This window comes from Janthinobacterium rivuli (assembly GCF_009208735.1).
Classification (GTDB): Bacteria; Pseudomonadota; Gammaproteobacteria; order Burkholderiales; family Burkholderiaceae_D; genus Janthinobacterium.
The window spans coordinates 1-13,692 of record NZ_WFLJ01000028.1; the positions used below are offsets into that span (position 1 = coordinate 1).

Annotated in this window: 10 protein-coding genes and 1 pseudogene; 6 read left to right on the forward strand and 5 right to left on the reverse strand. The window is 62.5% G+C overall.

What is annotated here, in order from left to right:
• Positions 1–248, forward strand: a pseudogene (locus GCN78_RS27300) (IS1595 family transposase); the annotation flags it as partial.
• A gap of 97 nt (positions 249–345) precedes the next feature.
• Positions 346–1,500, forward strand: a complete 1,155-nt coding sequence (locus tag GCN78_RS27305; protein WP_152254496.1) for a patatin-like phospholipase family protein — start codon at positions 346–348, stop codon at positions 1,498–1,500.
• Between the two features lie 328 nt (positions 1,501–1,828).
• On the opposite strand, the gene GCN78_RS27310 is transcribed toward GCN78_RS27305, so the two are convergent.
• The 3 genes from GCN78_RS27310 to GCN78_RS27320 form a co-directional block, all read right to left on the reverse strand.
• Positions 1,829–2,131, reverse strand: a complete 303-nt coding sequence (locus GCN78_RS27310) for a hypothetical protein (RefSeq protein WP_152254497.1) — start codon at positions 2,129–2,131, stop codon at positions 1,829–1,831.
• 44 nt (positions 2,132–2,175) lie between these two features.
• On the reverse strand, positions 2,176–2,328 hold the full coding sequence (locus tag GCN78_RS27315; RefSeq protein ID WP_010396415.1) for a DUF3309 family protein: 153 nt from the start codon (positions 2,326–2,328) through the stop codon (positions 2,176–2,178).
• Positions 2,329–2,403: 75 nt separating this feature from the next.
• The gene (locus GCN78_RS27320) at positions 2,404–2,856 is read right to left on the reverse strand and encodes an outer membrane lipoprotein (protein ID WP_152254498.1); all 453 of its coding nucleotides are present in this window, start codon (positions 2,854–2,856) and stop codon (positions 2,404–2,406) included.
• A 266-nt stretch (positions 2,857–3,122) separates the two neighbouring features.
• Here GCN78_RS27320 and GCN78_RS27325 point away from each other — a divergent pair, with 266 nt between their 5' ends.
• The 3 genes from GCN78_RS27325 to GCN78_RS27335 all read left to right on the forward strand — a co-directional run bounded on the left by GCN78_RS27325 (position 3,123) and on the right by GCN78_RS27335 (position 5,340).
• Positions 3,123–3,677: a hypothetical protein gene (locus GCN78_RS27325; RefSeq protein WP_152254499.1), complete on the forward strand. Its 555-nt coding sequence runs from the start codon at positions 3,123–3,125 to the stop codon at positions 3,675–3,677.
• Positions 3,678–3,759: 82 nt separating this feature from the next.
• The gene (locus GCN78_RS27330; protein WP_034758914.1) at positions 3,760–4,071 is read left to right on the forward strand and encodes a BON domain-containing protein; all 312 of its coding nucleotides are present in this window, start codon (positions 3,760–3,762) and stop codon (positions 4,069–4,071) included.
• 72 nt (positions 4,072–4,143) lie between these two features.
• The gene (locus GCN78_RS27335) at positions 4,144–5,340 is read left to right on the forward strand and encodes an AI-2E family transporter (RefSeq protein WP_413465243.1); all 1,197 of its coding nucleotides are present in this window, start codon (positions 4,144–4,146) and stop codon (positions 5,338–5,340) included.
• 61 nt (positions 5,341–5,401) lie between these two features.
• Here the strand turns inward: GCN78_RS27335 and GCN78_RS27340 are convergent, their stop codons facing one another.
• On the reverse strand, positions 5,402–6,349 hold the full coding sequence (locus GCN78_RS27340) for a YihY/virulence factor BrkB family protein (RefSeq protein WP_152254500.1): 948 nt from the start codon (positions 6,347–6,349) through the stop codon (positions 5,402–5,404).
• 70 nt (positions 6,350–6,419) lie between these two features.
• The gene (locus GCN78_RS27345; protein WP_152254501.1) at positions 6,420–7,448 is read right to left on the reverse strand and encodes an OmpA family protein; all 1,029 of its coding nucleotides are present in this window, start codon (positions 7,446–7,448) and stop codon (positions 6,420–6,422) included.
• 471 nt (positions 7,449–7,919) lie between these two features.
• On the opposite strand from GCN78_RS27345, the gene GCN78_RS27350 reads away from it, so the two are divergent.
• Positions 7,920–13,682 (forward strand): alpha-2-macroglobulin family protein, encoded by a 5,763-nt coding sequence (locus GCN78_RS27350; protein ID WP_226939851.1) that lies wholly within the window; start codon positions 7,920–7,922, stop codon positions 13,680–13,682.
• Positions 13,683–13,692 lie beyond the last annotated feature (10 nt).

Consider the following 13,692-nt stretch of genomic DNA (forward strand, 5'->3'; position numbering starts at 1 on the left):
CGGGCCTCAGCCACCAGGCCGTCAACTTGCGCGCCGGCATCCGTGTGCAGGGCGCCGCGCATGTGCAGAACGTCAATGCATATCACAGCCGCCTGCGCGAATGGTTAAGGCCGTTTCACGGCGTGGCGACGCGCTACCTGCCAAACTACCTGGCATGGCGCTGGATACTCGACGCCAGACGCATCCGCTCACCCGAAACGTTATTGAAAGCAACGCTGGGCGCATTCCCACATCTGACGGTGACATAGCTTTTTTTTGCTTGTGCCCAACGTCCGGCGCTCACGGGCGCAATCCCTTACAATGATTCACGCCGCATATTGCGCGGCGGACAGAGGGGCCATCTTGATGACGAATTCGAAGACACCGATCAATCAGTTAAATCCCTCGCGCCTGCGTATCGTGCTGGTGCTGCAAGGCGGTGGTGCGCTGGGCGCCTACCAGGCCGGCGTCTACCACGCGCTGCACGAGCATGGCCTGGCGCCCGACTGGGTGGTGGGCACCTCGATCGGTGCCATCAATGCCGCCATTCTGGCCGGCAACAAGCATGAGGACAGGCTCGTGCGCCTGAAACAGTTCTGGCAGCGCGTCGCGCACCGCGACAGCATCGACATGAACCTCGTGTCCGACCAGCAGCGCCGTTCCAACATCTGGCTGGCCACGCTCGATACGGTGCTGCGCGGCGTGCCCGGCTTCTTCAAGCCGCGTAGCTTCAGCTTGTTTCCCGCCGGAATCGCCGTCAAGCCGGAAGAGGCCAGTTTTTATGACACCAGCGAGCTGGCCAGCACGCTCGAGGAACTGGTCGATTTCGATTATCTGAACCAACCCGGCGGCATGCGCCTGACGGTCAATGCCCTGCGCGTCAAATGCGGCAGCCTCACCAGTTTTGACAGTCATCAGCTGCCCCTGACGGCGGACCATATCCGCGCCAGCGGCGCCTTGCCGCCCGGCTTTGCCGGCGTGCGCGTCGACGGCGATTTATATTGGGACGGCGGCCTGTATTCGAACACGCCGCTGGAAACCGTGCTTGACGACACGCCCCACGTCGACACCCTGGTCTTCATGGTGGACTTGTGGAGCTCGGAAGGGCCGGAACCGACCACCCTGGATGAAGTGCAGACGCGGCAAAAGGACGTCACCTTCGCGTCGCGCTCGAAACGGCATATCGCCGACTATGTCAATACGCACACCTTGCAGCGCAAATTGCGCGAACTGTATGCCAAGCTGCCCGATACGGCGCACAACCGCCAGCAGACGGAAGAGTTGGTAGCGCTGGGCTGCGACAGCACCATGCACATCGTGCGCCTGCCGTACGCGGGGCGCGACTGGCACATGGCGGCCAAGGATATCAATTTTTCCAAGGGCTCCATCGAGTGGCGCTGGGAGCAGGGCTACCAGGACGGCTTGCGCGCGATCAAGGCGGCTGGCTGGCTCGCCTTTGTCACGGAAGACACGCCGCTCGTGGTGCACGAACTCCCGCCCTATGAGCGCGACGCGGCTTAGAGCCTATCCCAGTAGATGAATACATCCCCTGCTGGCGCCCCTCAGAAGCGGGGACGGCGTTGATCGTCGTCGCGTGGCTCGCCACGCGTCCTCCTCACGCCTTGTCCGCGCTCCTGATGAACTGCCAGCAGAAGACGCTCCCTACTGGGATAGGCTCTTAGTGACGCCTGTCAAAATCTGCTGCGCGTCGGTATAGGCGGCCTGCGATGCTCACCGGCTCGGCGCCCCCGTACAGAGTACGGTTGCGCTTCTTAGCCACCTCTCCCTTCCGCTCGCGACGGTTTTGTCAGGCGTTGCGGTTTGTCCGGCGTCGCAACAGCACGACGCATCACTGCGGATGGGCCGCTTCGCGCAGCTTTTCCGCGTTCGCCATGTCTTGCCGGTAAGTGTCTTGCGCTTCCTTCAGGCAGGTGGCGCGCGCGGCGGACGGTTCCGAACGGCAGGCTTTTTTGGCCTCGGCCAGGGCGGCGGCGATTTCCTTGCGCAGCGTGCGCAGCTGGGCTTGTGCCGTGCTGTCTTCCTGGTACCAGCGTTGCGGGTCGCCCGGCTGCGGCGCAGCCGTCTGGGCCATTGCCAGTGGCGCCAGGCTGCAGGCGAACAGGGTGGCCAACAGTGTGTTGTGGATAGTCATGATATTTCCTCCTTGAAATAAGAAAGGCGCCGAAGCGCCTTTTTTTACAGCCTGCCTGTCAGTAATAGCAGGATCAGTATCACTACGACCAGGCCGGCGATGCCGCTGGGGCCGTAACCCCAGTTGCGGCTATGCGGCCAGGTAGGCAGGACGCCGACCAGGGCGAGGATCAAGATGATCAGAATGATGGTGCCCATGGCAACTCCTTGTTATCGTACGACGCATGCGGGATGGTGGAAGCCTGCTGGCAGGCTGGCAGGCTCCGCCGAAAATTAATAGCGGTAGACGCGGCCGTCGACGACGCGCACGCGGTTGCCTGGGCGCAAGTCATTCGCGTTGTCCTGCACCACGGTGCGGTATTCGCCGTTGTCGAGGCGCACGCTGATCTGGTAAGCCTGCGCCTGCTGTTTGCGGCCTTCCACCTGGTTACCGACGACGCCGCCAGCGACGGCGCCCGCCACGGTGGCGGCCGTGCGTCCGCTGCCCGAACCGATGGTGTTGCCCAGCAGGGCGCCGGCGATGCCGCCGACCACGGCGCCGGCGCCGCTGGTTTGTCCGCCGCCCTGCACGATCTGGATGGAATCGACAGTGCCATACATGGCGGACTCAGGCTGGTTGGCTGGATAGTATGGTTGTTGTGACTGGTAAGAAGGGCCGGTGGCGCAACCGCTCAGTACGGCGGTGGCGGCGAGCATCAGTGCAGCCAAGGTGGCGTTGGTTTTCATTTTATTCTCCTGACGAGGTGAGGGTGTAGTGCCATCTTAGTCATGCCCCCGTCCCCGGTCTGTACGCTGCCGCACGTACTTATTTCGTGTTGAAATGGTATTTTTCCCCGGGAGCGATCGAGCAAAACGTTGTTATTTCCCCTTGTTTGCCTCCCGCTTGCAAAATAAATTACTTGTGTACGGCAGCGTACAGAAGGGAGGCGGCGATCCACGTAAAACGGTAGTCATGCCAAGCAGACATGGTTGGTACCACCAGGGAGAAATACATGAACAAGAATAAGCTTTTCACCGCCATCGTCGTCAGCCTGGCGTGCGCCGTCTGGGGCGGCCAGGCAGTGGCCGCCACGCCGGAAGCGAAAGCAGCCTACAAGGCAGCCAATGAACAGGCCGGCCTGAATTACAAGCTGGCGCATGCGGAATGCGAAAAAATCACGGGCAATCCGAAGGATGTCTGCATCGCCGAAGCGAAGGCCGTGCGTGCCTACGATGAAGCGGTGGCCCAGGCGCAATACACGAATACCCTGCGTGCCTACACCAAGGCGCGCATCAAGATTGCCGATGCGAACTACGACGTCGACCTGGCCCGCTGCAATGCACTGACCGGCAACGACAAGGATGTCTGCGTCAAGCTGGCCAAGTCCACCAAGGTGGCGGCCCTGGCCGACGCCAAGGCGGACAAGAAAGTCATCGAAGCGCGCAGCGATGCGCGTGAAGCAAAAAGAAAAGCCGAGTACAAGGTCGCGACAGAAAAATGCGATGCATTGGCCGGCGCAGCCAAGGACGACTGTATCAAGGCTGCAAAAACCCAGTTCGGCTACTGAGCTCCTTCCGGCGCGCAGTCACCAAACTGGTATAAGAAGCTCATTGTGAGCACATTGATTGACCACTCCTAAGGAAAAAACCATGAAATTCACTAAATCTATCGCTACTGGCCTTTTCGTCGCTTCCCTGTTCGCCGTGGCAGGTTGCGCTTCGACCCCAACCAAAGAAGGCACGGGCGAGTACATCGACGACGCGGCCATCACCACCAAAGTGAAAGCCAGCATCTTCAATGAGCCTACCTTGAAATCGACGGAAATCAACGTTGAAACCTTCAAGGGCGTGGTTCAGCTGAGCGGCTTCGTTGCCCAGCCAGCCGATGCCGCCAAAGCGGGCGAAGTCGCCCGTGGCGTCAAGGGCGTGAAGTCGGTGAAAAACGACATCCGCGTCAAGTAATGGCCTGACCTGCCGCAGCGGCCAGCCCTACGGCTGGCCCTGCGGCCCTCCACCGACCGTCGCGGGAATCGCATGCATATCCAGCCTACAGATACCCCGCCCGAGCCGGTGGCGGCTGTCTCCACCGAGCCTGCCGGGCCACCTCCCGATGCGCCAGTGGAGCACCCGGACGCATCCCTGCGTTTGCCGCTGCACGTCCATGCGCGTGGCATGGCCCTGGGCATCATCGCCACCGTCAGCTTCATTTATGCGCTGCAGTGGGCACAGAAATTCCTCATTCCCGTTCTTTTCGGCATTTTCATTGCCTACACCCTCAATCCCGTCGTCGCCTGGCTGGAAAAGCTGCGCCTGCCGCGCGCCATCGCCGCCACCGCCGTCACGGCGCTGATCCTGTTCGGCTCCTTCGTCGTGGTCGAACGCGTGCAGGGCGAATTCGAATCCATCGTGGAAGAGTTGCCGGCCGCCACACATAAACTGTCGCGCCTGATCGCCGCCAATACGGGCGGCAAGAACAGCACCTTCCAGAAGATGCAGGCCGTGGCCAATGAAATCGAGCAAGTGGCCGCCGGCGCCGAGGCGCGCCGCAACAACCGCCGCGCCGCCGCCGCCGAAGCACCCAATTTCAAGATCATGGACTGGGTCTGGGCCGGTTCGCTGGGCCTGGTGGGCTTCCTCAGCCAGGCCACCATGGTCATCTTCCTCGTGTTTTTCCTGCTGCTGTCGGGCGATACCTTCAAGCGCAAGCTCGTCAAGCTGACGGGACCCTCGCTGAGCCGCAAGAAGGTCACCGTGCACATCCTGGAAGACATCAATACCTCGATCCAGAACTATATGTTCATGCTGCTCGTCACGAATGGCTTGCTGGCCGTCCTGATGTGGATCGCCCTGCGCGTGATCGGCCTGGAAAACGCGGGTGCCTGGGCCATCGTGGCCGGCTTGCTGCACATCATGCCGTATTTCGGGCCCTTGCTCATCACCATCTCCACGGGCATGGTCGCCTTCCTGCAGTTCGAATCGCTGGAAATGGTCTTGCTGGTCACGGGCACGTCGATGGCCATCGCCACCCTGGTGGGCACCTTTGTCACCACCTGGATGACGGGGCGCATCGCCCGCATGAATCCCACGGCCGTGTTCATCAGCCTGCTGTTCTGGGGCTGGTTGTGGGGCGTCTGGGGCTTGCTGCTGGGCGTGCCGATCATCGTCATCGTGAAGGTGGTGGCCGAGCGCGTGCAGGGCATGGAAGTGGTGGCCGAACTGCTGGGCGAATAGCTCGCGGTAACTCAAGAAAAACGGCGCCCGCGGGCGCCGTTGTTGCGTGTGCTGCGGACAATCAGGACTGGTGACGTTTCAATATTTTGACTTGCACGTCACCGTCTTCCGTCTTCGGCATATCGCGCATGCTGCCCAGCTGCAGGGCGAACTGGCGCGTGAATTCGGCGCCGAGGAAGAAGATTTGCGCCGAGTAATACACCCACAGCAGCAGGGCCACCAGGGAGCCGGCCGCGCCATAGCTGCTGGCCACGCCGCTATTGCCGATATATACGCCAATCGCATATTTTCCCAGTGAAAACATGAAGGCCGTGCCCACGGCGCCGATCACCACGTCGCGCCAGGACAGGCGCACGCGCGGCAGCATCTTATAGATGACGGCGAACAGGCTGGCGATGACGGCAAAGCCGATCAGGTTCGACAGGATGGTAAACAGCACGGCCGTGTCTTTCCACACGCCTTCCCAGAAGTTGGCGAGGATGGCCATGGCCGCGTTGACTACCAGCGACACCATCAGCAGGAAGGCCAGTACCAGCACCAGGCCGAAGGACAGCAAGCGCGTGCGCAGCATGTCCCAGGCGCCCGCTTCCTTCAGCGGCGGCACTTGCCAGATTTCATCGAGACTGGCTTTCAGTTCGGCAAACACGCTGGTGGCGCCAAACAGCAACAGGGCGCTGGCGATGAGGGTGGCGATGCGCCCCTGGTCATGGTTCTTCGCGCCGGCCAGCACCAGCTGGATGGCTTCGGCGCCCTGCGTGCCCAGCAAGCCCTGCAATTGCCCCATCAGCTCGCCGCGCGCGGCGGCCGGGCCATAGAAAAAGCCGGCGATGGCGATCACCAGAACGAGGATGGGGGCGATGGAAAACAGGGTGTAATAGGCGAGGGCGGCGCCCTTGCTCGAGGCGCGGTGTTCCAGCCATTCCGTGACGGAACAGACGATGACGCTGCGCATCTGCTTGCTGAACGGCGCCAGGCTGGCCAGTTTGGGATAGCGGGTAGAATAATTCATGGTGACTTTCAATGCAAAAAAGGGGCGCGAGCCCCTTTTTTTATTCACAAGTGGCGTACCACTGTTTAGCTTACTGCACGCGGCGTTCGATGGTGATCTGTTCCACTTCAACGCGGCGGTTTGGTTCCAGGCACTTGATCAGGTCGGCACGCTTCTTGTTATCGCAGGTGACGACAGGATTGGTGGAGCCCTTGCCTTCGGCCGTCAGGCGGTTGGCGGCGACACCGTGGGCGACCAGGTATTCCTTGACCGCGTCAGCGCGCTGCTGCGACAGTTTCAGGTTGTACTTGGGCGAACCGATGCGGTCGGCATAACCACTGATGACGACGTTGTTGACGTCCGGCGCGGCGTTCAGCACGCGGGCGATTTCGTCGAGCTTGGTCTGTGTCGGACCCAGCTTGGCGCTGTCGAACGCGAACAGTTCCGTTGCCGACATCGTCACTTTTTCAAAGCGTGCTGGCGGTGGTGGCGGTGGTGGCGGCGGTACGACCACGACGACCTCTTCACGCACTGGCGGCGGTGGTGGCGGAGGTGGTGGCGCAGCCGGTTTGTCGAACGCGTAGTTCAGGCCCACCGTGACGTAGTAGTTATTGGACTTGCTGCTTGGATCGAAAGTGTTACCGCGCAGGAAGCCGTGCACATTGCGCACGTCAGCCTGGAGCGACAGTTGTTCCGTGATGCTGGACTGGAAACCCAGGCCGACGCTGGCGTATGGCGAGCTCTTGCTGCGTTCACCGAAGGCGAAGCTGGTGTCCTTGTCACGCTGCATACCGGCACCGACCAGCAGGAAGGGACGGAAGGCTTTGCGCGAGAACATGTACAAGCCGTCTACGCCCAGCGTATTTTGCTGGTAGCGCTGACCGCCATCCTTGGAGCGGGCATATGTGGTGCCCAGTTGAATATCCCAGTCCTGGGAAACGGGTTTACCGAAACGCAAGCCTGCGCCATAGCCGGTTTTATCCGTGGCGAAGTCGGAATCTGGCTTGAGTGCGTTGAGGCTGGGTTGAATGTACCAGGAAGGATTGATTTCCTGGGCCTGTGCGCCGAGGGCGGAGCACAGAACTGCGGCGGCAACGGCGATTTTTTTTAGATTATTCACAAGTAACTCCCAACGTTGATAAGAGATTTTCTCTACTGCATCAATGCGACAACTGCCAGACATGCTATTGCTAGAGGTAGACAACAATTCCAGGTGCGCTTTCTTGCGATAAATGCACTGCTGTTGGACTAGAGAATACGATTGCAGGTTCACGTGGTCGGTGCGTTAGCGCACAAAGCATTGTTGTATATCAATGGTGTTGCAGATTCACGACAAAGACTTCGGTGTTGAAAAAAACTAATTCGCCTCGGGAAATTTTTGTCATCACGGCCACTTCCTGGCGCCGCGACCAGAGGCAATCGTACGACTTGTTACCGGCGTGCCACTGTATATTAGCAACAATGATGAGCTTGATAACAAATATTACATTGATGTTGTATTCCTGCCGCGTTCTGTTGCCATGCCGGGCTTCTCCCGGGCAACTATTGTGCGCCGCAGCCAGCTCCGCCACTTTTCATCAAGGAGTCACCCGTGCCTGATCACCCCCGTGTTGTTTCTTCCCCGCTGTTTGGCAAACTGGGTCGGCTAGGTCTGCTGCTGTCGCTGGGCCTGGCTATGCCGGCCTGGGCCGATAGCGGCGTGTCCCTGTTTTCCCCGAGCGGCACGGTCAAGGCCGTGCGCCAGGTGCGGGCCCAGTTCGCCACGCCGATGGTGCCGTTTGGCGACATGGGCTTGCCGGCGCCGTTCGCCATCGATTGCGGCAAGGCCGAGCCGGCCGTCGTGGCGGGCGCGGGCCGCTGGGCCGACGAGCGCAACTGGAACTATGATTTCGAGCGCGATTTGCCGGCCGGCGTGGCGTGCAGCTTTACCTTGAAGCCGGGCCTGAAGGACTTGGCGGGCCAGGCCTTGCAGGGCACTAGCGCTTACCGCTTTTCCACGGGCGGGCCGGCCATCATCGAGGCCGTACCGTATGACGGCCAGCCGTATATCGATGAAAACCAGATCTTCGTGCTGGGCCTGGACGCCGCGCCGAACGACGCCAGCGTGGCCGCCAACGCGTATTGCCGCGCCGATGGCATCAATGAAAAGATTCCCGTGCGCCTGCTCAAAGGCAAGGAACTGGAGCAGGTGCTGGCGCTGCGCAAGAATTTTGTTGACCGCTACCTGACCGTGTATTTCAAGAAGCGGGGCGTCATATGGAAAGTGGGCATGCCCGTTGCCAGCAAGGGCGCGCCGCCGCTGCCCGTCACCGTGCTGCAATGCAAGCGCAGCTTCCCCGCCAACGCCAAGGTGTCGCTCGTGTGGGGCGAGGGCATCGCCAGCGCCAGCGGCATCGCCACGGACAAGGCGCAAACGCTGCAATTCAAGACGCGCCCCGACTTCACGGCCAAGTTCAGCTGCGAGCGCAGCAATCCGAAGGAGCAGTGCATTCCCTTCCTGCCCATGCGCGTGCAGTTTTCCGCCCCCGTGAGCGCGGCGCAGGTGCGCGCCATGACCTTGAAGGGCGGCGGCAAGACGTATGCGCCGACGATTGCAAAAGAGGAAGAAAAGGCGGAATTCCTGTATGGCGCCACCTTCAACGGTCCCTTCCCCGTGCAAGCCAGTTTCGTGCTGAGCCTGCCGCCGAAGCTGACGGACGATGCGGGTCGCGCCTTGCTCAACCGCGCGCGCTTTCCCATGACGGTGCGTACGGGCGAACAGCCGCCACTGCTGAAGTTCCCGGCCCCGTTCGGCATCATCGAAGCGAAGGGCGACGGCTTGTTGCCCGTGACGGTGCGCAATATCGAACCTGTGCTGTCGGGCAAGGAAGTCGCCAAAGAATCGGCCACCACCACGGCGCCGGCCGCCACGGGCGCCACCTTGCGCGTGCCCGACAATGACGACAAGTTCATCATCGAGTGGATGCAGCGCCTGGCCGGCAATGGCGACGGGGGCGAATACTGGCAGCCGTACGCCCAGTATGCGGGCAATATGAGCAAATCCGTACTGGCCGACGCGTCCGGCACGCGGCCCATCAAGCTGCCGCGCCCCGATGGCAGGAAAACCTTTGAAGTGATCGGCATCCCTTTGCCGAAGCCGGGCTTTTATGTGGTCGAGCTGGCCAGCCCCATCCTGGGCAAGGTGCTGTTGGGCAAACCGAGCACGGCCTACATCCGCACGGCCGCGCTGGTGACCAACCTGGCGGCCCATTTCAAGCATGGCGCGCAATCGTCGCTCGTGTGGGTGACGTCGCTCGACAAGGGCGCGCCTGTCGCGAAAGCGCAAGTGGCCGTGCGCGACTGCGCCGGCAAGCTGCTGTGGCAAGGCGCCACGGGCGCGGATGGCGTGGCGCACATCCCCGGCGAGCTGGCCAATTCCAGCTGCAAGAACAATGGCCGCTACTTTATCAGTGCGCGCAGCGGCGGCGACATGACGTTCACCCTGTCGGACTGGGTGGGCGGCATCGAAGCCTGGCGTTTCAATTTGCCCACGGACGACACGCGCGCCGACAACACCCTGCTGGCCACGGTATTCGACCGCACCCTGCTGCGCGCCGGCGAAACCGTGCACATGAAGCATTTCATCCGCAAGCACACGGGCGAAGGCATGAGCCTGGTCGACAAGAACAACGGCCCCGGCAGCGCCACCTCCATAGTCATCACGCACCAGGGCAGCGACCAGAATTATCAGCTGCCCCTGCGCTGGTCCGCCGGCGGCACGGCGGAAAGCGACTGGGTCATCCCCGCCGACGCCAAGCAGGGCGAGTACAGCGTGACGATGGCGGGCCGCCCGTCCGGCAGTTTCCGGGTCGAGGCGTTCCGCGTGCCCACCATGAAAGCCGTGCTGCAGGGCCCGAAAGCGCCCGCCGTGCAGGCGAAGCAGTTGGCCCTCGATGCGCAAATCACGTATCTGGCCGGCGGTGCCGCGACGAATGCGCCCGTCAAGCTGCGCACGGTACTGCAAGACAAGAGCGTGACGTTTGCCGACTATCCCGACTATAGCTTCAGCAATGGCGACGTGAAGGAAGGCCTGGTGAAGCAGGGCACGGGCTACGACGACGATGAAGGCGAGTGGCAGGACGAAGGCCATGGCGCGGGTGGTCCCGGCGCCGGCGCGACGGCCGCGCGCACGCAAAGCTTGACCTTGGACAAGGCGGGCGGCGCGCGCATCGTCATCGACCAGCTGCCGCAGCTGTCCACGCCGCGCGACCTGGTGGCGGAAATGGCGTTCCAGGATGCGAATGGCGAGACGGCCTCGGTGGCCACGCGCGTGCCGCTGTGGCCGTCCAACTATGTGATCGGCATCAAGCCCGACGCCTGGGCCTTGAGCAAGGATGCCTTCAAGTTCACGGTGGCCGTGCTGGGCACCAATGGCAAGCCGGTGGCGAACGCACCGGTCGCCGTGGATTTCTTCCAGCGCAACAGCTATTCGCACCGACGGCGCCTGATCGGCGGCTTCTATGCGTATGAAAACAGCAGCGAAGTCGTCAAGCTGGGCCCGGCTTGCAATGGCAAGACGGACAACAAGGGCCTGTTGATGTGCGACGTGAAGGCGCCCGCCAGCGGCAATCTGATCCTGCGCGCGCGCACGCAGGATGCGTCCGGCAACGCGGCCGTCGCCAACCGCGACACCTGGGTGGCCGGCAGCGGCGACTGGTGGTTCAACGCCAGCGACAATGACCGCATCGACGTCTTGCCTGAAAAGAAACGCTACGAACCTGGCCAGGTAGCGAGCTTGCAGGTGCGCATGCCGTTCCGTTCAGGCATGGCCCTGATCACGGTCGAGCGCGAAGGCATCCTCGACACCTATGTGCGCCAGCTCAATGGCCGGGAACCGGTGGTGAGTATCCCGGTCAAACCGAATTACGCGCCGAATGTGTATGTGTCCGTGTTTGTCGTGCGCGGGCGCGTCGATGGCGTGCAGCCGACGGCCCTGGTGGACCTGGGCAAGCCGGCCTACAAGATGGGCATCGCACCGCTGAACGTGGGCTGGCAGGCGCATGAGCTGAACGTCATGGTGGTGTCCGACAAGGAAGTGTACAAGACGCGTGACAAGGCGGAGGTGTCCGTGCGCGTGCGCCGCGCCGATGGCAAGCCGCTGCCGGCCGGCGCCGAAGTGGCGCTGGCGGCCGTCGACACGGGGCTGTTGGAATTGATGCCCAACGATAGCTGGAAATTGCTCGATACCATGATGGCGCAGCGCAGCCTGCAGGTGGAAACGGCGACGGCGCAGATGCAGGTGATCGGCAAGCGCCATTTCGGCCGCAAGGCCTTCCCGGCCGGCGGTGGCGGCGGCAAGAGTGCCAGCCGCGAACTGTTCGACACCCTGCTGTTCTGGAAGGGCACCGTCAAGCTCGACGCCAAGGGCGAGGCGACGGTGCAAGTGCCGCTCAACGATTCCTTGACGGCCTTCCGCATCGTTGCGATTGCCAGCGCCGGCAAGGAATTGTTTGGCACGGGCAGCACGGATATCCGCAGCTCGCAAGACTTGATCTTGCTGTCGGGCTTGCCGACCCTCGTGCGCGAGGGCGACCAGTTGCGCGCCGGCTTTACGGTACGCAACACCTCGGCCGCATCCTTGAGCGTGGACCTCAATGCCAGCGCGGCCGGCAAGGCCTTGCCGCGCCAGAGCCTGACGTTGGCGGCGGGCGAAGCGCGCGAAGTGGGCTGGGATTACCAGGTGCCGCTCGGTGCGCAACAGATTGTGTGGGAGATAGGCGCGAAGGCGGGCAACCATAGCGATAAACTCAAAATCACGCAAAAGGTGGGCCAGGCCACGCCCGTGCGCACGTATCAAGCCACCTTGCAGCAGATCGACAAGCCCATCAATATGTCCGTGCAAATGCCGGCCGGCGCCTTGCCGGGCCGGGGCGGCCTGCAGACCAGCTTTGTTGCCAAGCTGGGCGGCGAGCTGCCCGGCGTGCGCGAGTATATGGCGGCCTACCCCTACACCTGCTTCGAGCAAAACACGTCGAAAGCCATCGCCCTGCAAGACCAGGAGGCGTGGAACAAACTGGCCGCCAGCTTGCCCGCTTACCTGGACAGTGATGGCATGCTGAAATACTTCCCCATCATGGAGCAGGGCAGCGACAGCTTGACGGCCTATGTACTGTCGGCAACGAAAGAGGCGGGCTATGCGATTCCGGAACAGACGAAAAACCGCATGGAAGCAGCCTTGACGGCCTTCGTGCAGGGCAAGATCGTGCGCCGTTCCGCGCTGGCCACGACCGACCTGGCCGTGCGCAAGCTGGCCGCGCTGGAAGCGCTGTCGCGCTCCGGCAAGGTGCCGCCCGATGCGCTCGAGAGCATCAGCATCAGCCCGAACCTGTGGCCGACGTCCGCCGTCATCGACTGGAGCCTGTTGCTGCAACGCACGCCAAGCCTGGCGCGCCGCGATGCGCTGCAGGCCGAGGCGCAGCAGATTTTGCGCAGCCGTTTGAACTTCCAGGGCACGACCATGGGCTTTTCCACCGAGCGCAAGGATAACTGGTGGTGGCTGATGGTCTCGGGCGACGTCAACGCCAACCGTTTATTGCTGGCCGTGCTGGACAATCCGGCGTGGAAGGATGATATCGGCCGCCTGGTGCGCGGCAGCATGGGCCGCCAGAAGAAGGGCCGCTGGGATACGACCGTGGCCAACGCCTGGGGCACCCTGGCCATCGCCAAGTTCTCGGCCAAGTTCGAGTCCACCCCCGTGACGGGCGCCAGCGCCGTCAAGCTGGGCGGCGATACGCAAGCGCTCGTGTGGAATGGCGCGGCGAAAGTCGGACCCGTGCTGCAAGCGTGGCCGAAAGGCACGGACACCCTGGGCCTGGCGCACAGCGGCACGGGCAAACCGTGGGCCACCGTGCAAAGTCTGGCGGCCATCCCGCTCAAGGCGCCCGTCTCCAGCGGCTACACGATCAAGAAAACCATCACGCCCGTGGAACAGCAGACGACAGGCCAGTGGTCGCGCGGCGACGTCTACCGCGTGCGCCTGGATTTATCGGCGCAGGCGGACATGAGCTGGGTGGTGGTCGACGATCCGATTCCCGCCAGCGCCACGGTGCTGGGCAATGGCCTGGGGCGCGATTCGCAGTTGCTGACGGCCGGCGAAAAATCCACTGGCTGGGTTTGGCCCACGTTCGAGGAACGGGCGTTCGACGCTTTCCGCGCGTATTACGACTTCGTGCCGAAGGGTAACTGGAGCGTGGAATACACGGTGCGCTTGAACAACGCCGGGGATTTCAGCCTGCCGGCCACGCGCATCGAGGCCATGTATGCGCCCGAGATGTTCGGCGAGTCGCCGAACGCGAATGTGAAGGTGGGGCAGTGAGACGTCTGGC

What these genes read in the sequence shown, in the direction of transcription:
- GCN78_RS27305 (WP_152254496.1), top strand. Translation starts at nt 346, where the DNA reads ATGACGAATTCGAAGACACCGATCAATCAGTTAAATCCCTCGCGCCTG.
- GCN78_RS27310 (WP_152254497.1), bottom strand. Translation starts at nt 2,131, where the DNA reads ATGACTATCCACAACACACTGTTGGCCACCCTGTTCGCCTGCAGCCTG.
- GCN78_RS27315 (WP_010396415.1), bottom strand. Translation starts at nt 2,328, where the DNA reads ATGGGCACCATCATTCTGATCATCTTGATCCTCGCCCTGGTCGGCGTC.
- GCN78_RS27320 (WP_152254498.1), bottom strand. Translation starts at nt 2,856, where the DNA reads ATGAAAACCAACGCCACCTTGGCTGCACTGATGCTCGCCGCCACCGCC.
- GCN78_RS27325 (WP_152254499.1), top strand. Translation starts at nt 3,123, where the DNA reads ATGAACAAGAATAAGCTTTTCACCGCCATCGTCGTCAGCCTGGCGTGC.
- GCN78_RS27330 (WP_034758914.1), top strand. Translation starts at nt 3,760, where the DNA reads ATGAAATTCACTAAATCTATCGCTACTGGCCTTTTCGTCGCTTCCCTG.
- GCN78_RS27335 (WP_413465243.1), top strand. Translation starts at nt 4,144, where the DNA reads ATGCATATCCAGCCTACAGATACCCCGCCCGAGCCGGTGGCGGCTGTC.
- GCN78_RS27340 (WP_152254500.1), bottom strand. Translation starts at nt 6,349, where the DNA reads ATGAATTATTCTACCCGCTATCCCAAACTGGCCAGCCTGGCGCCGTTC.